This is a genomic window from Vibrio vulnificus NBRC 15645 = ATCC 27562, from assembly GCF_002224265.1.
Lineage (GTDB): Bacteria > Pseudomonadota > Gammaproteobacteria > Enterobacterales > Vibrionaceae > Vibrio > Vibrio vulnificus.
The window spans coordinates 1,540,085-1,565,147 of the sequence record NZ_CP012881.1 but is presented as its reverse complement, the minus strand read 5'-3'; the positions used below and the strand labels follow the sequence as shown (position 1 = coordinate 1,565,147).

Below are 25,063 nucleotides of genomic sequence, written 5' to 3'. Positions count from 1 at the left end.
ATTATGCTCCTTTGCCTGTTAAATCTACGGTCGGGTTGATTAAGCCATACAGCAGGTCAACGATGGTGTTGGTCACCACGAAAATCAGTCCGACAAAAATGACGTAAGCGGTGATCAGTGGGGTATCCACACGGTTGATCGCCTCAAGGAAAAGGAAACCCGTACCCGGCCATTGGAACACGGTTTCAGTCAAAATGGTGTACGCCACCATGGTACCAATCTGCACGCCACCAACGGTTAACACTGGCAGCATGGTATTTTTGAGCGCATGTTGGTAATAAATTTTGTTCAGCGCGAGGCCTTTCGCCTTGGCAAATTTGATGTACTCCGAACTCAGTACTTCCAGCATTTCTGAACGCACCAGACGAATAAACAGTGGCAACATGATTGAAGCTAGCGCAATACATGGCAGCACGAGGTGCTTTAAACCATCAAGAGTAAAAAAGCCCGATTCCCACCCGAGTAGGTTATACGTTTCCCCTCGCCCATAGGATGGCAGCCATTGCAGCTCAATCGAGAAGACGTACATCAGCATGATCGCGGTTAAGAAAACGGGGATCGAAATACCAATACTACTGCCTGCCATGACCACTTTAGTAAAGAAACTCTTCGGATGAATCGCGGAATAAACCCCAAGCGGGATCGAAAAGACGATGATTAATACGGTCGCGCCAAACACCAACTCTAGGGTGGCAACGAGTTTATCAAGAATCACATCCACCGCAGGACGTTTGAAAAAGTATGAAGTGCCTAAATCGCCCTGCAATGCAGCGCCGATAAAGCGAGTGTATTTGGTGATAAAGGGATCGTTTAGACCAAGTTCATCTCGCAGCGCTTGGCGCTCTGCTTCTGAAACTGACTGGCCCACTAGCTCACGCAACGGGTCGCCTAGGTTATCCTGAATGGCAAACGCCACTAAACTGATCACAAACATCACTATCAGTGCCTGAAACAGGCGCTTGACCAGAAACGAAAACATTCCTTGCCCCTTTTGCTATCCATGACTATGCCCGCTTGCTATCACGGCCATATAAACTTCAGTCTGAAAACGGCGCTCAACCCGACTGAAACAAAGTTGAGCGCCTAAAATCACTCATCCCACCCAACGCTTGAGTGGGAGAAAGCGAGTCTTACTCTTTAACGACCAAGTCACCAAAGTATGGGAAGTCCATCGCGTTGACGATTGGTTTGATATCCAGCGTAGATTTCGCGCCCCACGCTAGGTTTTGCCAGTGTAGAGGAACGAATGCTGCTTCGTTGTACAGCGTGGTTTCTACTTTCTGTAGCATCGCGGCACGTTTAGCAGGATCGGTTTCTACGTTCGATGCTTCTACCAACTTGTCCACTTCTGGGTTTGAGTAGTGACCACAGTTGTACTGACCACGACCTGTTTCTTCGTTGCGCGTCATGGTGAGGAACTCAGAGAAGTTCGCAGAATCTTCTGTGTCTGAGTGCCAGCCGATCATCAACATGTCTGCCGCACACTTATCAAACTCAGGCCAATATTGCGCTTTCGGCATGGTCTTTAGATCGACTTTGATACCGATTTTCGATAGCATTGCAGACGCCGCTTGAGCCACTTTCGCATCGTTAACGTAACGGTTGTTCGGTGCGATCATCGTCAGCGTAAAGCCTTTCTCGTAGCCCGCTTCCTTCATCAGCTCTTTGGCTTTTTTCAGATCAAAACGAGGAACCAGTTCCGCGTTATAGCCCGCGTAGCCTTCAGGGCCTTGTTGGCCAGCCGCTGTCGCAAAACCTTTCATGATTTTATCAACAATGCCTTCATTGTTGATGGCATGAACGATCGCTTGACGAACACGCACATCTTTCAGCGCTTCATGACTATTTTGGTTCATTTGGAAAGTGATGATGCGCGTACCAGGCAGCGTCACAAGATCGATGCCTTTCGCATCTTTCACACGTTGGTGATCGTTTGGCGCCACTGGCGCAATCATGTCAACACCACCAGAAAGGAGCGCAGCCACACGAGTCGCGTCTTCTTTGATTGGCACAAGCGTCAGCTTATTCACGTTACCTTTTGACTCTTTGTCCCAGTAATCTTTAAAGCGCTCAAATTCTACTTTCACGCCTTGCTCACGAGAAGTGACGATGAACGGGCCAGTACCAGAAACATTGGTCGAAGCAAATGAGTTACCGTGCTTCACCACTTCCGCTTTGTCTTTGCCATCAGCTGTCGTACCAGAGTAGAACTTGCTGTCCATCGGGAAGATGTAAGTAGCAGTTTGTAGCACCAATGGGTAAGCCCCTTTGGACACCAACTCAACGGTGTAATCGTCCACTTTGACCATTTTTTCATACGGTTCAAAGATCGCTTTAAAGTCTGGAGACTCTTTCAGACGATCGAATGTCCACACGACATCATCTGCCGTCAGTTCGTTACCGGAATGGAACTTCACCCCTTTACGTAGCTGGAAGCGGTAAGTGGTGTCATTGACACGTTCCCATTTTTCAGCCAAGCGAGGTTCAAAATCCAATTTCTGGGTATAACGAACTAGTGGATCAAACACCATGTGCGACATTTGTAGCGTACCACCAGACAACTGCTCATGCGGGTCAAGTGACACTGGATCTGCATCATAAGCAACTTTGATGTCTGCCGCAGCAGCACTCAGGCTTAGGCCTGCAGCCATTAAAGCCACGGTCAGTTTGCTTTTCATGGTTTTCATTGCATAACTCCTTATGCGGGAATCCGAATCCCTAGTTGTTGTATTTGCGTCTGTTATTGTGCCAAGCAAGCTTGGTTATGCCGTTTTCACCTCTTCCCTCAAACCAGTGAACTCTGGCATCAAGGAAATCAGGTGCTTACTGTATTCATGCTGTGGAGAGCGGAACAGTTGCTCAGTCGGTGCGACTTCGAGCAGGGTTCCCATCTGCATCACTCCCACTCGGTCACACATTTGGCGGATAACCGGAAGGTCATGACTGATAAACAGCATGGTTAAGTTCAGTTCGCTTTGTAGATCTTTGAGCAAATTCAGAATCTGTGCTTGAACCGAGACATCCAGTGCCGAGGTGGGCTCATCACAAATTAAAAGACGTGGACGAGTCGCCAATGCGCGCGCAATCGAAATACGCTGACGCTGGCCACCCGAAAATTCATGTGGATATTTCACCCCAGCCATTCGCCCTAAGCCAACGTGCTCCAAGAGATCGTTCACGATTTGGCGCGTTTCCGCTTCACTGTTAGTCAACTTATGGAAACGAATGGGCTCCGCGATGATGTCAAATATCTTCATACGCGGGTTCATGGAAGTGTATGGATTTTGGAATACCATCTGCATTTGGCGACGCAAAGGACGGCGCGCTTTTTCTGAGGTCAATGCGGTAAGGTCAATACCTTCAAACGTCACCTTACCTGAGTTAGGCGCATACAGCCCGGCAATGACTCGTGCAATAGTGGATTTACCCGACCCCGATTCCCCCACCAAGCCAAAGGTTTCCCCTTCATGCACTTGGAAGCTAACGTTATTTGATGCCTGCACATACTCACGACGGCTCTCAAACAGCGAGTCCTTAGTGACGAAACGCAAGTTAACGTTTTCCACATTAAGCAGTGGTCCGGTGTATTTTCTCTGATCTTCACTTTGACCCAGCCAGTGATTCTTAATATCAAGAGGCTGCAGTTCACTCGCCTCTTCGATGTAGCTGACCAATGGGAAGCGATCAAGCTTCCTATCCGAACGTGGTACCGCTGAAATCAAGCTGCGCGTATAAGGATGATCTGGATTGCCCAACACTTTGGCCGTTGGACCAAACTCAACCAAGTCACCTCGGTACATAACAGCAACACGATCAGTCACGTTCGATACTACGCCCATGTCGTGCGTTACCAACATGCAACCCACGTTATGCTTAATACATAACTCGCGGATCAGGTTGAGGATTTGGTCTTGAATCGACACATCGAGTGCCGTGGTTGGTTCATCAGCAATGATCAAATCCGGCTCGCCCGCTAGGGCAATCGCAATGACTACACGCTGACGCATACCGCCAGAAAACTGGTGAGGATACTGCTTTAAGCGGTTTTCTGGTTGAGGAATACCCACCTGCTTCATTAATGACAATGCACGCGTGTAAGCCTCTTCGTCAGAGACATTCATATTAGCGTGAATGGTTTCTTTTAACTGCTGTTCCACAGTAAAGAGAGGATTAAGCGAGGTCATGGGATCTTGGAAGATAAAACCAATTTTAGAGCCACGCACTTTGCGCATTGCTTCTGGAGAAAGGCCTGAAATTTTTTCACCATCAAGGAACACATCACCGCTGGCAATACGACCAGGAGGGCTCAACAAATCGCTCACCGCATTACCTACGGTTGACTTGCCCGCACCCGACTCACCGACGACGCCAACAATTTCGCCTCGTTCAATATTAAACGACAACGATTTCACCGCCGCATGAACACCATGCCGCGACGGATACTCGATACGAAGATTTTTCACTTCTAATAGTGACATTTCAGACCTCTACTGCCTTGTCTGTGGTGCTGAATAATCAAACACAATCATCATTCAACAAACCAATGAATCCCTTCTGATTGCAGAATATTACTCTAAAAATCAGGTCGGAACACAATTTGGCAAAAAACACACAAAAAAGCAACAATTAAAGTTTAACGGCCAGCAATCGGTTAATTTCAAGGCAAAAATATCGAATAAATATTCGTTAATAGATATTTAACAAAAATCAGAACAACATTTTTTGTGTGCCAGTTGGCATTTTTGCTAGAAAGTGTCGCCAAAAAAGGCCAATTATTCCTCACAATCTTCCGTGAGATTTTTCTATGTGAATATTAACAAATACAAAACAACACTTTATTCCATTTAGAAAAACCAGTTAATACGCTTAGTGTGTAACTAATCATTAAGCATAAAATGCTAAATATGGAATTCTAGACATTGGATATCCGCTGTGTTTTTCCTCCACAGCACCAGGAACTCACTGGTGTTTGAAAATCAGAGAGTTAAATGCCAAGAAACTAAAATATAGACAGAAAAAAACCACGCGTTATGAGAAAGAGGAGATTTCCTCTCAGATTGAGAGGTTCATCAGCAACTCCGCTTAGAAAGCCTTAAAAGTCTCTCATCAGAGACAAAAGGGAGCGCATCGGCATACCCAGTAAGGCTCGTGGGTTGAGGCAAGAAAATGAGAACCGTAGAGAGAAGGTAGAGAGAAGAAGATCGCACAGACGTTTAGTCCACGATACCAAAACAACGAAAGCCTGCGACAAAAGCAGACTTTCTACAGTGGGCGGTGAAGAGGAGCTCGACTGGACTTCCAGACCCCAACCCAGTATGCACACAAAATCATCAGCATCTAATACAAGATGTAAAAAAGCCCCACTATTGCTAGTGAGGCTTTAGAATGTGGTCGGTGAAGAGGGATTCGAACCCCCGACCCTCTGGTCCCAAACCAGATGCGCTACCAAGCTGCGCTATTCACCGAAATTTTATTCTTTAAAGAAAGAATGGGGTGGCTAACGGGATTCGAACCCGCGACAACCGGAATCACAATCCGGGACTCTACCAACTGAGCTATAGCCACCATCAGATTGTCATGTTTACCGCTTATTTAAGCCATAAACCTGAGCCTCGCCTTAAGCAAAACCCAAATAATAGTGGTCGGTGAAGAGGGATTCGAACCCCCGACCCTCTGGTCCCAAACCAGATGCGCTACCAAGCTGCGCTATTCACCGACAAATGTTTCATTCTTAGAAAAGAATGGGGTGGCTAACGGGATTCGAACCCGCGACAACCGGAATCACAATCCGGGACTCTACCAACTGAGCTATAGCCACCATTGTTTTTTCACCGATATATCCTCCAGGCATCCAAATGGCGCGCCCGAAAGGATTCGAACCTTCGACCTTTGGCTCCGGAGGCCAACGCTCTATCCAGCTGAGCTACGGGCGCATGCCCTATCGGCGGAGTGGAATAATACGTAGTTCACACTATGGCGTCTAGTGTTTTTTTTAGTTTTTTTTCCGTTTGGTCTCTTTTTCGTCAGTTATCTGGCTACAAATGTAAATAACAGATGTGATTCAGCCCCTGTAGCTGATAACTTGTTGTTTATTGCAACAAGTTAACGGGATATAATCACCCATTATTTACATTGATTTAACAGTGATAATTTACCGTTAAATCAAAACAGCACTCTAACTATATAAATGTTTGGTAAGCCAGCTGACTTACCTTGGGAATGTAAAGTGAGTTTAATGGATATGTCTCGACGAATGATTAGCGTTTTATTCGCTGCTTTAACCTTTTCTACGGCAGCTATGGCTACCAGTACTGACCACGATGCAATTGCAGAGCGCATCAAGCCAGTAGGTGATGTTTATCTAGCAGGTAGTGAGCCAGTCAAAGCTGAACCAACCGGACCGCGTGATGGCGCAACAGTTTACGGCACTTTTTGTATTGCTTGTCACTCGTCTGGGGTAAATGGCGCACCAAAATCTGGCAATGCAGCTGATTGGGCACCGCGTATTGCACAAGGTCATGATGTGTTGAACAAGCACGCGATTGAGGGCTTTAATGCTATGCCTCCTCGCGGTACGTGTATGGATTGTTCCGATGACGAAATCATTGCCGCTATTGATCACATGATCAAAGGTCTATAAAGCAAAGTTTCCTAAAGCAGAAGGGCTTGGTTTTCCAAGCCCTTTTCTTATTTGTCTACCGCTTACTTCTTGTTGAACATGGCACGTAAGTTGGCAATGTGCGCTTGGCCTTTGGCCATTCTTTCTTCCTGTGTCACTGGCTTTTTGGTTTGTTCCCATTCCACATCATCGAAAGGCAATTCATCGAGAAAACGGCTTTGGCTGGGTTTGATCAGTTCCCCATATTGACGACGCTCTTTACACATCACGAAAGTTAACTCTCGCTGCGCGCGCGTAATGCCGACGTACATTAAGCGGCGTTCTTCTTCGACGTTATCTTCATCGATACTGGTTTGGTGCGGCAATATCCCTTCTTCAGTCCCGATCAGGTACACATATGGAAATTCCAGACCTTTAGACGCATGCAGTGTCATCAGTTGTACGGCATCACTGTCTTCATCTTCTTCACCACGTTCCATCATGTCACGCAGTGTCAAACGTTGAACCACTTCTTTCAACGTTTTCTCTTCTTGATCGTTATTGTCACCTTCTAAATCGGCGACAATCCAAGAGTAGAGATCAGAGACGTTTTTCATGCGCATTTCTGCGGCTTTCGGGCTGGCAGATGTTTCGTACAGCCAATCCTCATAATGAATATCTCGCACCAACGAGCGCACCGCTTCGACTGTGTCCCCTCGCTCCGCTTGATCGGCAATCGCCACCAGCCAATGAGTAAAGCGACGCAAATTGTCGAGACCACGTCCGGTCAAATGCTGCTCAAGGCCAAGTTCAAAGCTGGCTTCAAATAAACTTTTGCCACGCATATTGGCATAGCTGCCTAACTTCTCCAGCGTCACAGGGCCAATTTCACGCTTGGGTGTGTTGACGATGCGCAAAAATGCGTTGTCATCATCAGGATTCACCAACACTCGCAAATACGCCATGATGTCTTTGATCTCCGCGCGCGCAAAGAAAGACGTACCACCAGACAGTCGATAAGGAACGCGGTTTTGCATCAGCGACTTTTCGATGAGGCGCGATTGATGGTTACCACGATAGAGGATGGCGTAGTCACGATAGTCGGTGCGATTGAGAAACTTGTGGGCAATGATTTCCCCCGTGACGCGCTCCGCCTCATGCTCATCATTATTGGCCAACAGCACTTTGAGCTTTTCTCCATCGGGAATTTCCGAGAAGAGCGACTTTTCATACACGTGTGGGTTATTGGCAATCAAGATGTTCGCCGCACGCAAAATACGGCTGGTCGAACGGTAGTTTTGCTCCAATTTAATCAGGCGTAAGTTGGGGTAATCTTGCCCCAACAACACTAAGTTTTGCGGTTTTGCACCACGCCAAGAGTAAATCGATTGGTCATCATCCCCAACCACGGTTAATCGTCCGCGCTCACCCACCAGCAATTTCACCAGTTCGTATTGACTGGTGTTGGTGTCTTGATACTCATCGACCAGAAGATAACGGATACGGTTTTGCCAGTATTGACGCACCTCATCCTGGCCACGAAGGAGTAATACGGGCAGCAAGATAAGATCATCAAAGTCGAGCGCGTTGTACGCTTTCATCTGCTTTTGATACATCTCAAAACAGAAGGCAAACAACTGCTGCTGTTCACCTTGCGCACGTGCCACGGCCTGCTCTGGTGAGAGCATGTCGTTTTTCCAGTTTGAGATGGTGCTCATTAACTGACGTAGCAGATCTTTATCGCCATCAAGCTGTTTTTCAGTCAGCTCTTTAAGCAGTGCAAGCTGATCCTGATCGTCAAACAACGAAAAGCCCGACTTCAAACCCAAATGACGATACTCTCGCTTGATGATGTTCAAACCAAGCGTGTGAAAGGTTGACACCATCAGGCCTTTTGATTCCCCCTTCCCCAGTGTTTGTCCCACACGTTCTTTCATCTCACGTGCGGCTTTATTGGTGAAGGTGACCGCCGCAATATTACGCGCTTTGTAGCCACACTGTTGCACCAAATAGGCAATCTTATTGGTGATCACGCGTGTTTTTCCTGAACCCGCACCCGCAAGCACGAGGCAGGGACCTGATACGTATTTCACGGCTTCGTCTTGTCTTGGATTCAGTTTCATAGCGCTTATCTGTGGTCAAAAATCGAGGCCCATATAATAGTCGTCGAGTGATGAGATTGCCATTGCCTCATTGACAAGATTTTTACTCAATAGCACACATAGCACTTGCCAATATGGCTATTGTTTCCGCTATAATGAATGAACGTTCATTCACTGGTGGATAACCCATGTCATCTGAAGAGCAGAACGACAAGCAACAACAAATCCTTGCTGCGGCAGAGAAGTTGATTGCGGAGTCCGGTTTTCAGGGGCTATCGATGAGTAAATTAGCCAAAGAAGCGGGCGTCGCAGCAGGTACGATTTATCGTTATTTTGACGATAAAGAACACCTGCTGGATGAGCTCAGGCTACGTATTACTCAACGAGTTGCCACGGCGATTCAAGCCAACGTAACCCGTGATATGCCTTTGAAACAACAATATCGCACCATGTGGCTAAACACATGGAATTTAGCGGCTTCAAACTTGTCTACTTTGAGCAACCGTATTCAGTACGAATCACTACCTTGCTCGAATAGCCACAAAACCCGCGAGCTAGAAAAGAAAATGTTTCACCAAGTTGCTTTAATGTTCGATATGGGCAAGGAGCAAGGGGTGTTCAAAACGCTGGATAACGAAATTTTGTTTGGTCTAAGTTTGGAGACCAGCGTCAGGCTAGCGAAAAAACACGCATTAGGCTTTTACCAACTGGATGATAAGGCGCTTGAAGCTGCCATCGAAGCCAGCTGGGATGCAATCATTAATCACTAATTGGAGTTCTTAATCGAATGAAAAAGTGGACCTTTTTTATGTTACTTATCGCCATTCTGCTATTCGGCAGTGTGATAGGTTTCAACCTCTTCAAACAAAAGAAAATTGCCGAATACCTGGCAAATCGTCCTGAGCCAGAGTTCCCAGTAACGGTCACAGAAGTGAAACCGGTCGACTGGGTGCCTGTGATTGAAGCGATCGGTTTTATCGAACCCAACCAAGGTGTGACGATTGCCAATGAAACCAGCGGTGTCATTAAACAGATCCGCTTTGAATCAGGCACACAAGTGAAAGAAGGCCAACCGCTTGTTCTGCTCGACTCTGATGTAGAAAAAGCCAACCTGAAGAGCAGTGAAGCAAAACTGCCAGCAGCAGAAGCGAAGTACAAACGCTATCAAGGCCTCTTCAAAAAAGGCTCGATTTCAAAAGAAGCGTACGATGAAGCCGAAGCCAATTACTACTCGTTAAAAGCCGATATTGAAAGCTTGAAAGCTTCGATTGCACGCCGTGAAATCAAAGCGCCATTTTCAGGCGTCATTGGTATTCGTAATGTTTACCTAGGCCAATACCTACAAGCAGGTTCTGATATCGTACGTTTGGAAGACACCAGCGTGATGCGCTTGCGTTTTACCGTGCCGCAAAACGATATTTCTCGCATCAATCTTGGCCAGGAAGTGGATATTTTTGTCGATGCTTATCCGCAAAACCCATTCAAAGGCTCAATCACCGCGATTGAACCCGCTGTCAATATCCAAAGTGGTTTGATTCAAGTTCAAGCCGATATTCCTAACAGTGATGGTAAGCTTCGCAGCGGTATGTTTGCCCGCGCTAACATCATTCTGCCAAAAGTAGAAGACCAAGTCACACTGCCACAAACGGCGATCACATTTACGCTCTACGGTGACAATGTTTACATTCTAACGGAAGAAGACGGCGTGCAGCGTGTGAAACAACATGTGGTGAAAGTGGGTGAACGCACTGGGAATATCGCACACATTCTCGACGGCGTAAAAGTGGGTGATCAGGTGGTGACATCTGGCCAGGTTCGCTTGAGTAACGATGCCAAGGTTCGTGTTGTCGAAAGCGACGCGATTACACCTCCGGCTGAAACCCCTATGCTGTAATTGGAGGCATCATGCGCTTTACTGATGTTTTTATAAAACGTCCAGTTTTAGCGGTATCCATCAGCTTTTTGATCGCCTTGCTTGGTTTACAAGCGGTGTTCAAGATGCAGGTGCGAGAATACCCTGAAATGACCAATACCGTCGTAACGGTAACCACCAGTTACTACGGCGCCAGTGCTGACTTGATCCAAGGTTTCATTACTCAACCTTTGGAGCAAGCCGTTGCGCAGGCAGATAATATTGACTACATGACCTCGCAATCGGTGCTGGGTAAATCCACCATCACGGTGAACATGAAGCTCAATACGGATCCAAATGCTGCCTTGGCGGATATTTTGGCCAAAACTAACTCGGTTCGCTCACAGTTACCAAAAGAAGCCGAAGACCCAACCGTGACCATGTCGACGGGGTCGACAACGGCGGTGTTGTATATCGGCTTCACCAGTGATGAGCTGTCATCAAGCCAAATCACGGACTACCTAGAGCGCGTGATTAACCCACAACTTTTTACCATCAATGGTGTATCGAAAGTTGACCTCTATGGGGGTTTGAAATACGCGTTACGTGTGTGGCTGGATCCGGCCAAAATGGGCGCACTACGCCTCACCGCAACCGACGTGATGGGCGTACTCAACGCCAACAACTACCAATCGGCAACGGGTCAGGTAACGGGTGAATTTGTCCTGTACAACGGCAGTGCCGATACTCAGGTCTCAAACGTACAAGAGCTGGAAAACTTGGTGGTAAAATCGGGTGATGGTGAAGTGATTCGCTTGGGCGATATCGCAAAAGTCACACTAGAAAAAAGCCACGATGTTTATCGCGCCAGTGCAAACGGCCAAGAAGCCGTGGTGGCCGCAATCAACGCAGCACCAAGTGCCAACCCAATTAACATTGCGGCAGATGTTCTTCAACTGCTTCCTCAGCTAGAGCGCAACCTGCCTAGCAATATTAAGATGAACGTGATGTACGACTCGACCATCGCCATCAATGAGTCCATTCACGAAGTCGTGAAAACCATTGTTGAAGCGGCTGTGATCGTACTGGTGGTGATCACCCTATTCTTGGGATCGTTCCGCGCCGTTATCATCCCTATCGTCACCATTCCACTGTCGTTGATCGGTGTGGCTATGGTGATGCAAGCGATGGGGTTCTCGTGGAACCTGATGACGCTGCTGGCGATGGTTTTGGCTATCGGCCTAGTAGTGGATGATGCGATCGTCGTACTAGAAAACGTCGACCGCCACATCAAAGAGGGTGAATCACCATTCCGTGCGGCCATCATTGGTACGCGTGAAATTGCGGTACCGGTTATCGCCATGACGCTCACACTGGGCGCGGTGTACGCACCGATTGCGCTCATGGGAGGCATCACTGGTTCGCTGTTTAAAGAGTTTGCTCTGACCCTTGCGGGTTCGGTATTTGTATCCGGTATTATCGCGTTAACACTATCGCCAATGATGTGTTCGAAGATGCTAAAGGCGCATGAAAAGCCAAGCAAATTTGAAGAGAAAGTGCATCACGTGCTAGATGGCATGACCAACCGCTACGAAAAAATGCTCAAAGCGGTCATGGACCATCGCCCTGTGGTGATCGGTTTCGCACTGATTGTTTTTGGTACGCTCCCTGTTTTGTTTAAGTTCATTCCAAGTGAATTGGCACCTTCAGAAGATAAAGGCGTGGTGATGTTAATGGGTACTGGCCCATCTAACGCAAACTTGGATTACCTACAAAACACCATGAATGACGTAAACAAAATTCTGTCTGATCAGCCAGAGGTTGAGTTTGCTCAGGTGTTTACTGGGGTGCCAAACTCGAACCAAGCCTTTGGTCTAGCAACATTGAAGCCATGGAGCCAACGTGAAGCGAGCCAAGCGGAAATCACTAAGCGTGTTGGTGGTTTGGTTTCCAATGTTCCAGGTATGGCAGTGACGGCTTTCCAAATGCCAGAACTTCCAGGCGCAGGCTCTGGTCTACCAATTCAGTTCGTGATTACCACACCAAATAGCTTTGAAAGCTTGTACACCATCGCCAGTGACATTCTGACGGAAGTGACTTCAAGTCCATTGTTTGTTTATTCAGATTTGGATCTGAAATACGACTCTGCGACGATGAAAATCAAGATCGACAAAGACAAAGCGGGCGCATATGGCGTCACCATGCAAGATATTGGTATCACGCTAGGCACTATGATGGCCGATGGTTACGTCAACCGTATCGACCTGAATGGCCGCTCTTACGAAGTGATCCCGCAAGTGGAACGTAAATGGCGTCTAAACCCTGAGTCGATGAAGAACTACTATGTACGCGCTGCCGATGGCAAAGCGGTGCCACTGGGTAGCTTGATCACTATTGATGTGATCGCTGAACCGCGCTCATTGCCTCACTTCAACCAGTTGAACTCGGCTACCGTCGGTGCAGTTCCTTCACCAGGCACAGCGATGGGTGATGCCATCAATTGGTTCGAAAACATTGCTAGCAGCAAACTACCGACTGGCTACAACCATGACTACATGGGTGAAGCTCGTCAGTTTGTTACAGAAGGCAGCGCCTTGTACGCCACCTTTGGTCTTGCTTTGGCAATTATCTTCTTGGTATTGGCGATTCAGTTTGAATCGATTCGCGATCCAATCGTTATCATGGTATCGGTGCCACTGGCGATTTGTGGTGCTCTGATTGCGTTAGCATGGGGGCTTGCGACGATGAACATTTACTCGCAAGTGGGTCTGATTACCTTGGTAGGTTTGATCACTAAACACGGTATCTTGATTTGTGAGGTGGCCAAAGAAGAGCAGCTACATAACAAGCGTTCACGCATTGAAGCGGTCATGGAAGCGGCGAAAGTGCGTCTTCGTCCTATCCTAATGACAACAGCGGCAATGATTGCTGGTTTGATCCCACTAATGTATGCAACGGGCGCTGGCGCAGCTCAACGCTTCAGCATCGGTATCGTTATCGTAGCTGGTCTAGCGATTGGTACACTGTTTACGTTATTCGTGTTGCCTGTGATTTACAGCTACCTCGCTGAAAAACACAAACCGCTACCTGTATTCGTAGAAGATAAAGATTTGGAAAAACTCGCTCGAGTGGATGAAGCAAAAGCCGCTCAACGCCAAATCGCAGAACAGTAATTGCGATGCAATATAAACGAAAGGCCGCTTATGCGGCCTTTTTGTTACTTTTCACGCCACATCTGTGTCGCTTTTTTACGCTGGAGATAGCGACTTTCGCCAGTCAATTACATAGAATACCAACAAAGAAATCAGGAGCTACCTCATGTTTGACCCAAAGAAAATTGAGCAGATTGCAAAACAAATTCACGACTCTATGCCACAACCCGTTAAGGATTTAGGTGCAGATGTGGATCAAAAAATCCGTCAAGTCATTCAAGGCCAACTCAACAAGCTTGATGTGGTTAGCCGTGAAGAGTTTGATGTGCAAACGCAAGTCTTACTGCGCACTCGTCAAAAGCTAAGCGAGATGGAAAAGAAACTGTCAGAGCTTGAAGAAAAGCTCGCTGATAAGTAATCCCAAAACGCTACTGTTAGGGGCATTTTTTCTTGGTGCTAAAGCATCAATAAGCGAATAAACAAAAGGCTTGGTCAGAGACCAAGCCTTTTAATTACATGTTGTGTTTTCTTTTGTATTTATCACCCCAGTCTGTCTGGAGTTTTGTTAGCGCCCTTTTTAGACACTAGAATGAGGATAGGTGGATAAACGAGACTTAGCCACCAACAGCGATGCGTTTCATGTCAGTCATGTAACCACGCAGCTCTTCACCGATGTACTCAACAGGGTGATTGCGGATAGTTTCATTGACGGCAATGAGCGTCGCGTTATCAACTTGATTAGAGGTTTCACCTAACCCCTTACCAATCACATCTGTCCCGACCGACGGCATAAACTTCTCACGAAGTAGCGGTGTTGCCACATTAGCAAACAGGTAGTTACCGTATTCCGCTGTGTCTGAGATAACCACGTTCATTTCGTATAGACGCTTACGTGCAATCGTATTTGCGATAAGTGGTAACTCATGCAGCGACTCGTAGTAAGCCGATTCGTCGATAATGCCAGAAGCCGTCATTGCTTCAAACGCAAGTTCAACACCAGCACGAACCATAGCAACCATTAAGATACCGTTATCAAAATACTCTTGCTCAGAGATTTCAACATCCGTTGATGGGTAATTTTCGAATGCCGTTTCACCCGTTTCAGCACGCCAGCCTAGCAGATTTGCATCATCATTCGCCCAATCAGCCATCATAGTGCTAGAGAAGTGACCTGAGATAATGTCATCCATATGTTTGTTGTACAGAGGACGCATCAAATCCTTCAGCTCTTCAGAAAGCTCAAATGCTTTGATCTTCGCTGGGTTTGATAGACGGTCCATCATATGAGTGATACCACCAAACTTCAGTGCTTCAGTAATGGTTTCCCAACCGTACTGCAGTAATTTACCTGCGTAACCTGGGTCAATGCCTTCCGCAACCATCTTCTCGTAACATACGATAGAACCCGCTTGAAGCATGCCACACAGGATGGTTTGCTCACCCATCAAGTCTGATTTCACTTCAGCAACAAAAGAAGACTCTAGACAACCTGCACGATGACCGCCAGTCGCAGCCGCCCAAGCTTTCGCAATGTCCCAACCTTCACCCTTTGGATCGTTTTCTGGGTGAACAGCAATCAATGTAGGAACACCAAAGCCGCGTTTGTATTCTTCACGAACTTCTGTACCAGGACACTTAGGCGCCACCATAACAACCGTCAGGTCTTTACGGATTTGCATGCCTTCTTCAACAACGTTAAAACCGTGTGAGTAGCCTAGAGCCGCACCTTCTTTCATCAGAGGCATTACCGTTTCCACCACATTGGTGTGCTGTTTATCTGGCGTCAAGTTAACAACAAGATCAGCTTGAGGGATCAGCGTTTCGTAACTACCCACTTCAAAACCGTTCTCTTTCGCATTTTTGTATGATTGACGCTGCTCATCAATCGCAGCTTGACGCAGTGCGTAAGCAACATCAAGACCGGAGTCACGCATGTTTAGACCTTGGTTTAGACCTTGCGCACCACAACCTACGATGACGACTTTTTTACCCTTTAGATAATCCGCCTCTGTAGCGAATTCACTGCGATCCATAAAACGACAACGACCCAATTGGTCTAGTTGCTCACGAAGGTTCAAAGTATTGAAATAGTTCGCCATCAGGGCTCTCCTTAAAATTCATCCATCATGGTCGGTGGTTACTCACCGAATGAATTCATACTAAAGCAGACTTTAAGTTGCTCAAAGTGATATATTCACAATTAGTAATTGCAAATAATGCAACGCGGAAGAACATATACAATGAACATCAAAAGCTTACAGTTATTCATTCACCTCTGTGATAGTAAGAACTTTGCCAAGACGGCAGCAGCAATGCACATCAGTCCATCCGCGCTCAGTCGTCAAATTCAAAAGCTAGAAGAGGAAACGAACCAACAACTCTTCACCAGAGACAATCGTAGTGTTGATATAACACCTGCCGGTAAAAAATTGATGCCAGTTGCGCTTAAAATGCTTAACGAATGGCAGCAGTATCAATTACAAAATCGTTATTCAGAAACCGAACTCAAAGGGGAAATACGCTTATTTTGTTCCGTCACCGCCAGCTATAGCCACTTACCAGAACTTCTTTCTGAATTTCGACTACAACATCCTTTCATTGAGTTCAAAATATCTACCGGTGATCCTGCACAAGCCATGGATAAAATACTGAATGGAGAGGCTGATATTGCTATTTCCGCCAAGCCAGACACAGTACCTGCAAAAGTAGCTTTTGAGCCCATCAGCGAAATTCCGCTCTCTGTAATTGCCCCTCAAGGAGTGAGCAGTTTCACGGATGAAATGAATAGCGATAAACCTGATTGGTCTTCGATCCCCTATATAGTTCCTGAAGCCGGTACCGCTAGAGAAAGGGCTAATACTTGGTTTAAGAAGATGAAAATTAAACCCAATATTTATGCTCAGGTTTCAGGTCATGAAGCGATTGTGAGTATGGTCGCTTTGGGATGTGGGATCGGTATTGCGCCAGATGTTGTGATCAATAACAGCCCAGTCAAAGAGAAAATACAGAGATTAAAAGTCGCTCCCATTAAACCTTTTGAGCTGGGAGTATGCTGCATCAAATCTCAGCTCGAAAATCCCCTAATTCAAGCCTTGTGGAAAGTCGCTGAAAGTAAATACATCGTGATTTAATACCAACCTAACTAAAAATATGATCTAATTGAGGCTGTTACTTCTTCGTGATAAATGACACTATTGACAGTCTCAATAACATTGATTTCAAAAAACTTGCTAGCCAACAAAAATCTATTCAAATGAAGATGTGATTACTCACATTGGCCCATTTTAAAGATGGTCACTCTCGAACCCAAATAGCTAAGTTCCTGAAGGTAAGTAGAACCAGTGTGAATAAATGGGTACAAACATTCCTTGAAGAAGGGCTTGAAGGACTGCAAGAGAAACCAAGAACGAGTCGCCCAGCAAAACACGACAACTCGACTTTGGGCTGAGCGTGGCTCAAGACCAAGAGTGCTAAAACAGCAGCAGTTTGAACATGCGTGTTTGTTTGGCTCAGTATGTCCCGCTAGAGGTATTGGCGAGGCCATGGTCGTTCCTTGGGTTAACAAGAACATTATGGTTGAGCATCTGAAGCAGATCTCCGCGGTGACCGAAAAAGGTCGTCACGCAGTGGTCATTATGGTTGGCATACCAATGACATTGCTGAGCCATTTGATAATGTCAGTATCATCAAGCTCCCAACCTATTCTCCAGAGCTAAACCCGATAGAACAAGTGTGGAGTGGGTTAAGACAACACTATCTCGCCAATCCATCTTTTGCGGATTACGAAGACATTGTCTCCAAAGTATGTAGGGCTTGGAAGAGTTTTTTGGAATGTTCGGCCAGAGTCAGACAGATGTGCTCGAGAAGATGGATAGACCTGACAGTTAATTTTCCAGATTGGTATGACATGAGCAAGATGCATTCCCTTGAAAGAAAAATTCATCACGCTGAAAACGACAAAACCCAGTCCGAAGACTGGGTTTCTAAATAAGTGGCGGAGCGGACGGGACTCGAACCCGCGACCCCCGGCGTGACAGGCCGGTATTCTAACCAACTGAACTACCGCTCCGCACTGGTTAGACCTAAGTCTAAATTAAAAGCCTGGCGATGTTCTACTCTCACATGGGGAAACCCCACACTACCATCGACGCTATTTCGTTTCACTTCTGAGTTCGGAATGGGTTCAGGTGGGTCCAAAACGCTATGGTCGCCAAGCAAATTCTTAAAATTCGGAAAGCTGTCTGCGTTCTCTACACATTCAATTCGTTCTTGCTTTGAGTCCATCAAAACCCTTTGGGTGTTGTATGGTTAAGCCTCACGGGCAATTAGTACAGGTTAGCTCAACGCCTCACAGCGCTTACACACCCTGCCTATCAACGTTCTAGTCTCGAACAACCCTTTAGGATACTTAAAGTATCAGGGAAGACTCATCTCAGGGCTCGCTTCCCGCTTAGATGCTTTCAGCGGTTATCGATTCCGAACTTAGCTACCGGGCAATGCGTCTGGCGACACAACCCGAACACCAGAGGTTCGTCCACTCCGGTCCTCTCGTACTAGGAGCAGCCCCCTTCAATCTTCCAACGCCCACGGCAGATAGGGACCGAACTGTCTCACGACGTTCTAAACCCAGCTCGCGTACCACTTTAAATGGCGAACAGCCATACCCTTGGGACCGACTTCAGCCCCAGGATGTGATGAGCCGACATCGAGGTGCCAAACACCGCCGTCGATATGAACTCTTGGGCGGTATCAGCCTGTTATCCCCGGAGTACCTTTTATCCGTTGAGCGATGGCCCTTCCATTCAGAACCACCGGATCACTATGACCTGCTTTCGCACCTGCTCGAACCGTCATTCTCGCAGTTAAGCGGGCTTATGCCATTGCACTAACCTCACGATGTCCAACCGTGATTAGCCCACCTTCGTGCTCCTCCGTTACTCTTTGGGAGGAGACCGCCCCAGTCAAACTACCCACCAGGCACTGTCCGCAACCCCGATTAGGGGCCAACGTTAGAACATCAAACATACAAGGGTGGTATTTCAAGGACGGCTCCAACGCAACTGGCGTCACGTCTTCAAAGCCTCCCACCTATCCTACACATGTAGGTTCAATGTTCAGTGCCAAGCTGTAGTAAAGGTTCACGGGGTCTTTCCGTCTAGCCGCGGGTACACTGCATCTTCACAGCGATTTCAATTTCACTGAGTCTCGGGTGGAGACAGCGTGGCCATCATTACGCCATTCGTGCAGGTCGGAACTTACCCGACAAGGAATTTCGCTACCTTAGGACCGTTATAGTTACGGCCGCCGTTTACCGGGGCTTCGATCAAGAGCTTCGCTTACGCTAACCCCATCAATTAACCTTCCGGCACCGGGCAGGCGTCACACCGTATACGTCATCTTACGATTTTGCACAGTGCTGTGTTTTTAATAAACAGTTGCAGCCACCTGGTATCTGCGACTCTCGTCAGCTCCATCCGCAAGGGACTTCACCATCAAGAGCGTACCTTCTCCCGAAGTTACGGTACCATTTTGCCTAGTTCCTTCACCCGAGTTCTCTCAAGCGCCTTGGTATTCTCTACCCGACCACCTGTGTCGGTTTGGGGTACGATTCCTTACAATCTGAAGCTTAGAGGCTTTTCCTGGAAGCATGGCATCAATGACTTCACTACCGTAGTAGCTCGACGTCGTGTCTCAGCCTTAAGAGTGTCCGGATTTACCTAAACACTCAGCCTACGCACTTGAACCTGGACAACCGTCGCCAGGCCCACCTAGCCTTCTCCGTCCCCCCATCGCAATTGTAAGAAGTACGGGAATATTAACCCGTTTCCCATCGACTACGCTTTTCAGCCTCGCCTTAGGGGTCGACTTACCCTGCCCCGATTAACGTTGGACAGGAACCCTTGGTCTTCCGGCGGGGAGGTTTTTCACCCCCCTTGTCGTTACTCATGTCAGCATTCGCACTTCTGATACCTCCAGCATGCTTTACAACACACCTTCAACGGCTTACAGAACGCTCCCCTACCCAATGTTCATAGAACATTGCCGCAGCTTCGGTTTACAACTTAGCCCCGTTACATCTTCCGCGCAGGCCGACTCGACTAGTGAGCTATTACGCTTTCTTTAAATGATGGCTGCTTCTAAGCCAACATCCTAGCTGTCTAAGCCTTCCCACATCGTTTCCCACTTAGCTGTAATTTGGGACCTTAGCTGGCGGTCTGGGTTGTTTCCCTCTCCACGACGGACGTTAGCACCCGCCGTGTGTCTCCCGGATAGTACTTACTGGTATTCGGAGTTTGCAAAGGGTTGGTAAGTCGGGATGACCCCCTAGCCTTAACAGTGCTCTACCCCCAGTAGTATTCGTCCGAGGCGCTACCTAAATAGCTTTCGGGGAGAACCAGCTATCTCCGAGTTTGATTGGCCTTTCACCCCTAGCCACAAGTCATCCGCTAATTTTTCAACATTAGTCGGTTCGGTCCTCCAGTTGATGTTACTCAACCTTCAACCTGCCCATGGCTAGATCACTCGGTTTCGGGTCTATATCCAGAGACTATGGCGCCCAGTTAAGACTCGGTTTCCCTACGGCTCCCCTAGATGGTTAACCTTGCCACTGAATATAAGTCGCTGACCCATTATACAAAAGGTACGCAGTCACACCACGAAGGTGCTCCTACTGCTTGTACGTACACGGTTTCAGGTTCTATTTCACTCCCCTCACAGGGGTTCTTTTCGCCTTTCCCTCACGGTACTGGTTCACTATCGGTCAGTCAGGAGTATTTAGCCTTGGAGGATGGTCCCCCCATATTCAGACAGGATAACACGTGTCCCGCCCTACTCGATTTCACTGAACATGCATCTACAACTACGGGACTATCACCCTGTATCGTCGGACTTTCCAGACCGTTCGTCTAACACATGTAAAGCTTAAGGGCTAATCCAATTTCGCTCGCCGCTACTTTCGGAATCTCGGTTGATTTCTTTTCCTCGGGGTACTTAGATGTTTCAGTTCTCCCGGTTCGCTTCATTGAGCTATGTATTCACTCAATGATACTGGCTTATGCCAGTGGGTTTCCCCATTCGGAAATCGTAGACTCAAGTGGCTGTTACTGCCTCATCTACGCTTATCGCAAGTTACTACGTCCTTCATCGCCTCTGACTGCCAAGGCATCCACCGTGTACGCTTAGTCACTTAACCATACAACCCCAAAGGGTCTTTGTTAAACAACCAAAGTTGCTATCTCATTATTTGAATGAGCGAGATAGCGTTGATTTTGCCGGACTCAATTTCGAATAGTCACTAAAAGTGACATTCCCAAGAACACTTGAATGTGTTTGTTGGTGTTTGTCTTAAAGACAAACATTGAGAACTTTACAAACAACAATAAATTGTTGTTTTGTCAGCTTTCCAAATTGTTAAAGAGCAGATTTTCTAATGAAAACCATGTTTAAACACACTCGTAAGAATGCTTAAAGATGGTATCCCGTAGGGGAGTCGAACCCCTGTTACCGCCGTGAAAGGGCGGTGTCCTAGGCCTCTAGACGAACGGGACACTAAGATACTCTAAACTTTCTAAACCATATCAATCTGTGTGAACACTCATCGCAATAATCATCGTATAAGGAGGTGATCCAGCGCCAGGTTCCCCTAGCGCTACCTTGTTACGACTTCACCCCAGTCATGAACCACAAAGTGGTGAGCGTCCTCCCGAAGGTTAAACTACCCACTTCTTTTGCAGCCCACTCCCATGGTGTGACGGGCGGTGTGTACAAGGCCCGGGAACGTATTCACCGTGGCATTCTGATCCACGATTACTAGCGATTCCGACTTCATGGAGTCGAGTTGCAGACTCCAATCCGGACTACGACGCACTTTTTGGGATTCGCTCACTTTCGCAAGTTGGCCGCCCTCTGTATGCGCCATTGTAGCACGTGTGTAGCCCTACTCGTAAGGGCCATGATGACTTGACGTCGTCCCCACCTTCCTCCGGTTTATCACCGGCAGTCTCCCTGGAGTTCCCGACATTACTCGCTGGCAAACAAGGATAAGGGTTGCGCTCGTTGCGGGACTTAACCCAACATTTCACAACACGAGCTGACGACAGCCATGCAGCACCTGTCTCAGAGTTCCCGAAGGCACTCCAGCGTCTCCGCTAGATTCTCTGGATGTCAAGAGTAGGTAAGGTTCTTCGCGTTGCATCGAATTAAACCACATGCTCCACCGCTTGTGCGGGCCCCCGTCAATTCATTTGAGTTTTAATCTTGCGACCGTACTCCCCAGGCGGTCTACTTAACGCGTTAGCTCCGAAAGCCACGGCTCAAGGCCACAACCTCCAAGTAGACATCGTTTACAGCGTGGACTACCAGGGTATCTAATCCTGTTTGCTCCCCACGCTTTCGCATCTGAGTGTCAGTATCTGTCCAGGGGGCCGCCTTCGCCACCGGTATTCCTTCAGATCTCTACGCATTTCACCGCTACACCTGAAATTCTACCCCCCTCTACAGTACTCTAGTCTGCCAGTTTCAAATGCAGTTCCGAGGTTGAGCCCCGGGCTTTCACATCTGACTTAACAAACCACCTGCATGCGCTTTACGCCCAGTAATTCCGATTAACGCTCGCACCCTCCGTATTACCGCGGCTGCTGGCACGGAGTTAGCCGGTGCTTCTTCTGTCGCTAACGTCAAATGATAGTGCTATTAACACTACCACCTTCCTCACGACTGAAAGTGCTTTACAACCCGAAGGCCTTCTTCACACACGCGGCATGGCTGCATCAGGCTTGCGCCCATTGTGCAATATTCCCCACTGCTGCCTCCCGTAGGAGTCTGGACCGTGTCTCAGTTCCAGTGTGGCTGATCATCCTCTCAGACCAGCTAGGGATCGTCGCCTTGGTGAGCCCTTACCTCACCAACTAGCTAATCCCACCTGGGCATATCCTGACGCGAGAGGCCCGAAGGTCCCCCTCTTTGAGCCGAAGCTATCATGCGGTATTAGCCATCGTTTCCAATGGTTATCCCCCACATCAGGGCAATTTCCCAGGCATTACTCACCCGTCCGCCGCTCGCCACCCGAGAAACAAGTTTCTCTGTGCTGCCGCTCGACTTGCATGTGTTAGGCCTGCCGCCAGCGTTCAATCTGAGCCATGATCAAACTCTTCAATTAAAAGTTTTTTGAAGCTTTCGCTTCAGCTCAATGAATACTGAATAAATTGACTGTGCCGATACTTAGTATCGTTTTGGTCACTCAGTTCATTGATAAATCTTTTGGATTATCATCAACGAGTGCCCACACAGATTGATAGGTTTATATTGTTAAAGAGCTTTCTTCTTTTGTGAATCGCATCACTTCGGAAGAGGCGGCCATTTTAGCGAGTTAAGTTTTAGTGTCAACCACTTTTTTCAAAACTTTTTTCAGGTGATTCACCTGGCTAAATGCCTTGGCTGATGGGCTCTGGTTTCTTACGAAGCCTTGCCGTTTCAGCGAGGTGGCATTATAGAGATCGGCGTCACGTTGGCAAGCCCTTTTTCACGTTTTTTTTGATTTTTCTATCGTTTGAGTGTTTTTTATTCTAAACGGTGAGTTTTTGCTACTCTTCTCACTCGATATCACCATTGATAAGGCTTTATAAGGAGGAAAAATGAGTTCGATTAGAAGTTACAAAGGCATTCATCCCCAAATAGGCGAACGCGTCTATATCGATTCAACCTCTGTCATTGTCGGTGATATTCGAATAGGTGACGATTCGAGTATTTGGCCATTGGTTGCGGCACGTGGCGATGTTAACCATATCCACATCGGAGCTCGCACCAACATTCAAGATGGCAGCGTGCTGCACGTGACCCATAAAAACGCAGAAAATCCTCATGGCTACCCTTTGCTGATTGGTAATGACGTGACCATTGGCCACAAAGTGATGCTGCACGGCTGCGATATTCACGATCGTGTATTGGTTGGTATGGGGGCGATTGTTTTAGATGCTGTCGTGGTTGAATCAGACGTGATGATTGGCGCGGGCAGCCTAGTGCCACCAGGAAAAAGATTAGAGAGCGGTTATCTTTATGTCGGTAGCCCAGTAAAACAAGCCCGTCCTCTGTCAGAAAAAGAACGCGCTTTTTTACAAAAGTCAGCGGACAACTATGTCCAAAACAAGAATGACTATTTAAATGAAGTAAAAGACCTTCATGAAAGGTGAGTTAGTCGATAATGATATGGCCTTCTTCATTGAAGGCTTCATCTTCTATTAACTCTTCAGCTATTTCTTCCAGATCAAATCGGTAATCAATAAAAGCAGCGATCACGGCTTGCTCAGTATCTAGCTCTAAGCCAGATAACTTTTCTAGCTTATGTTTCGCCACAAAACACTCTATGAGTGCACCCGATTGTTGCGCTGCAAAATTCACGGATTGTGATGCTTCATCCCAAGATTGCATGTCTGGAAATAAGATGGCTTGATTCATCGCTTATAGCCCTTCAAGATTTTTTCTTAACTCGCGCAAGATTTGTTTAGACCCGGGACGCAACCCTCGCCATAGCATGAAACTTTCGGCAGCTTGCCCAACTAGCATACCCAACCCGTCATAGGCATGAGCAGCGCCGTGTTGCTTAGCCCATTGATTGAAGGTGGTATCGCCCTTGCCATACATCATGTCGTAGCTAGTACTGTTGGCGGCGAATATAGAGGAAGAAAGAGCTGGCAACTCACCACTCAATGATGCAGACGTAGAGTTGATAATAACATCGTACTCTTCATTCACTGTTTTCATCTCTTTTGCAGTAACAGACCCATAAGCAGCAAACAATGCAGCCAGTTCTTCGGCTTTAGAGAAAGTACGATTCGTAATGGTGAGAGAGACTGGCTTCTGGTCGAGTAGCGGTTTAAGCACGCCACGAGCTGCGCCCCCTGCTCCTATCACTAGAATACGTGCTCCTTCTAACACAACTTGGTGCTGCAACAAATCTTGCACAAGGCCTGCGCCATCAGTGTTGTCACCAATGATGTCACCATCATCCAGTTTTTTTAGTGTGTTCACTGCACCAGCCAATTGGGCTCGCTCCGTTAAACGACTCGCAAACTGATACGCCTCTTCCTTAAAAGGTAAGGTCACATTGCACCCTTTTCCCCCTTCAGCAAAAAACGCTTTCATTGCCTCAACAAAGCCCTCTTTTGGCGCGCTTTCTGCTGTGTAGATTAAAGACTGGTTGGTTTGGCGGGCAAACAAGGTGTGAATAAATGGCGATTTACTGTGTCCGATAGGGTTGCCAAACACAGCATAACGATCGATTTGTTGAGTCATTTCCTTACCTTTGTTGTTCTTACCGCTTGCTTAACTATAGAGAAAACAGGGCCACCTGATTAACGATGAC

14 protein-coding genes, 7 tRNA genes, 3 rRNA genes and 1 pseudogene are annotated in these 25,063 nt (G+C 47.3%); 8 read left to right on the top strand and 17 right to left on the bottom strand.

The genetic code is table 11. The features are described 5' to 3' along the window. Position 1: 1 nt before the first annotated feature. The 8 genes from AOT11_RS07240 to AOT11_RS07205 form a co-directional block, all read right to left on the bottom strand. A complete protein-coding gene (locus AOT11_RS07240; RefSeq protein WP_017420438.1) occupies positions 2 to 979 on the bottom strand; it encodes an ABC transporter permease in 978 nt (325 codons plus the stop codon). A 151-nt stretch (positions 980 to 1,130) separates the two neighbouring features. Then, positions 1,131 to 2,687: an ABC transporter substrate-binding protein gene (locus AOT11_RS07235; RefSeq protein WP_017420439.1), complete on the bottom strand. Its 1,557-nt coding sequence runs from the start codon at positions 2,685 to 2,687 to the stop codon at positions 1,131 to 1,133. Positions 2,688 to 2,762: 75 nt separating this feature from the next. Continuing rightward, the gene (locus AOT11_RS07230) at positions 2,763 to 4,478 is read right to left on the bottom strand and encodes a dipeptide ABC transporter ATP-binding protein (RefSeq protein WP_017420440.1); all 1,716 of its coding nucleotides are present in this window, start codon (positions 4,476 to 4,478) and stop codon (positions 2,763 to 2,765) included. Positions 4,479 to 5,388: 910 nt separating this feature from the next. Then, positions 5,389 to 5,465: transfer RNA gene (locus tag AOT11_RS07225), tRNA-Pro, on the bottom strand. A gap of 24 nt (positions 5,466 to 5,489) precedes the next feature. Continuing rightward, positions 5,490 to 5,565, bottom strand: a tRNA-His gene (locus AOT11_RS07220). Between the two features lie 74 nt (positions 5,566 to 5,639). Beyond that, positions 5,640 to 5,716 (bottom strand) — tRNA-Pro (locus AOT11_RS07215). 26 nt (positions 5,717 to 5,742) lie between these two features. Beyond that, a tRNA-His gene (locus tag AOT11_RS07210) sits at positions 5,743 to 5,818 on the bottom strand. A 38-nt stretch (positions 5,819 to 5,856) separates the two neighbouring features. Beyond that, positions 5,857 to 5,933: transfer RNA gene (locus AOT11_RS07205), tRNA-Arg, on the bottom strand. Positions 5,934 to 6,235: 302 nt separating this feature from the next. On the opposite strand from AOT11_RS07205, the gene AOT11_RS07200 reads away from it, so the two are divergent. Continuing rightward, complete coding sequence (locus AOT11_RS07200) at positions 6,236 to 6,640, top strand: c-type cytochrome (RefSeq protein ID WP_026050285.1); 405 nt, start codon at positions 6,236 to 6,238, stop codon at positions 6,638 to 6,640. Between the two features lie 62 nt (positions 6,641 to 6,702). Here AOT11_RS07200 and rep read toward each other — a convergent pair whose 3' ends face one another. Then, complete coding sequence (gene rep / locus AOT11_RS07195) at positions 6,703 to 8,721, bottom strand: DNA helicase Rep (RefSeq protein ID WP_017420442.1); 2,019 nt, start codon at positions 8,719 to 8,721, stop codon at positions 6,703 to 6,705. Between the two features lie 167 nt (positions 8,722 to 8,888). Between rep and AOT11_RS07190 the strand changes: the two genes are divergently transcribed. From AOT11_RS07190 to ubiK, 4 genes are all read left to right on the top strand, one after another. Continuing rightward, positions 8,889 to 9,470, top strand: coding sequence for a TetR/AcrR family transcriptional regulator (locus AOT11_RS07190; protein ID WP_017420443.1), 582 nt, complete (start codon positions 8,889 to 8,891; stop codon positions 9,468 to 9,470). 17 nt (positions 9,471 to 9,487) lie between these two features. Next, positions 9,488 to 10,594, top strand: coding sequence for an efflux RND transporter periplasmic adaptor subunit (locus tag AOT11_RS07185; RefSeq protein WP_089529795.1), 1,107 nt, complete (start codon positions 9,488 to 9,490; stop codon positions 10,592 to 10,594). Positions 10,595 to 10,605: 11 nt separating this feature from the next. Next, positions 10,606 to 13,725 (top strand): multidrug efflux RND transporter permease subunit VmeD, encoded by a 3,120-nt coding sequence (vmeD, locus tag AOT11_RS07180; RefSeq protein ID WP_017420445.1) that lies wholly within the window; start codon positions 10,606 to 10,608, stop codon positions 13,723 to 13,725. A gap of 145 nt (positions 13,726 to 13,870) precedes the next feature. Further along, positions 13,871 to 14,122, top strand: coding sequence for a ubiquinone biosynthesis accessory factor UbiK (gene ubiK, locus AOT11_RS07175; protein ID WP_017420446.1), 252 nt, complete (start codon positions 13,871 to 13,873; stop codon positions 14,120 to 14,122). A gap of 196 nt (positions 14,123 to 14,318) precedes the next feature. Here ubiK and ilvC read toward each other — a convergent pair whose 3' ends face one another. Beyond that, complete coding sequence (gene ilvC, locus AOT11_RS07170; RefSeq protein WP_011079096.1) at positions 14,319 to 15,803, bottom strand: ketol-acid reductoisomerase; 1,485 nt, start codon at positions 15,801 to 15,803, stop codon at positions 14,319 to 14,321. A gap of 141 nt (positions 15,804 to 15,944) precedes the next feature. Between ilvC and ilvY the strand changes: the two genes are divergently transcribed. Next, on the top strand, positions 15,945 to 16,835 hold the full coding sequence (gene ilvY / locus AOT11_RS07165) for an HTH-type transcriptional activator IlvY (protein WP_026050284.1): 891 nt from the start codon (positions 15,945 to 15,947) through the stop codon (positions 16,833 to 16,835). Positions 16,836 to 16,957: 122 nt separating this feature from the next. Further along, positions 16,958 to 17,575: pseudogene (locus AOT11_RS07160) on the top strand (IS630 family transposase); the annotation flags it as partial. A 121-nt stretch (positions 17,576 to 17,696) separates the two neighbouring features. On the opposite strand, the gene AOT11_RS07155 reads toward AOT11_RS07160, so the two are convergent. From AOT11_RS07155 to AOT11_RS07135, 5 genes are all read right to left on the bottom strand, one after another. Continuing rightward, a tRNA-Asp gene (locus AOT11_RS07155) sits at positions 17,697 to 17,773 on the bottom strand. Between the two features lie 30 nt (positions 17,774 to 17,803). Beyond that, positions 17,804 to 17,919, bottom strand: a 5S ribosomal RNA gene (gene rrf / locus AOT11_RS07150). A gap of 89 nt (positions 17,920 to 18,008) precedes the next feature. Further along, positions 18,009 to 20,896, bottom strand: a 23S ribosomal RNA gene (locus AOT11_RS07145). A 279-nt stretch (positions 20,897 to 21,175) separates the two neighbouring features. Then, positions 21,176 to 21,251, bottom strand: a tRNA-Glu gene (locus AOT11_RS07140). A gap of 67 nt (positions 21,252 to 21,318) precedes the next feature. After that, positions 21,319 to 22,861, bottom strand: a 16S ribosomal RNA gene (locus AOT11_RS07135). Together the 16S, 23S and 5S rRNA genes with 2 tRNA genes alongside form the textbook arrangement of a ribosomal RNA operon. Positions 22,862 to 23,336: 475 nt before the next feature. Between AOT11_RS07135 and AOT11_RS07130 the strand changes: the two genes are divergently transcribed. Then, on the top strand, positions 23,337 to 23,891 hold the full coding sequence (locus AOT11_RS07130; RefSeq protein ID WP_026050283.1) for a gamma carbonic anhydrase family protein: 555 nt from the start codon (positions 23,337 to 23,339) through the stop codon (positions 23,889 to 23,891). 1 nt (position 23,892) lies between these two features. Here AOT11_RS07130 and AOT11_RS07125 read toward each other — a convergent pair whose 3' ends face one another. Both AOT11_RS07125 and aroE read right to left on the bottom strand, forming a co-directional pair. Further along, positions 23,893 to 24,156 carry a DUF1488 family protein gene (locus tag AOT11_RS07125; protein WP_011079091.1) on the bottom strand — a complete coding sequence of 88 codons (264 nt, stop codon included), beginning with the start codon at positions 24,154 to 24,156 and terminating at the stop codon, positions 23,893 to 23,895. A gap of 3 nt (positions 24,157 to 24,159) precedes the next feature. Then, complete coding sequence (aroE, locus tag AOT11_RS07120; protein ID WP_017420268.1) at positions 24,160 to 24,993, bottom strand: shikimate dehydrogenase; 834 nt, start codon at positions 24,991 to 24,993, stop codon at positions 24,160 to 24,162. Between the last annotated feature and the right edge of the window lie 70 nt (positions 24,994 to 25,063).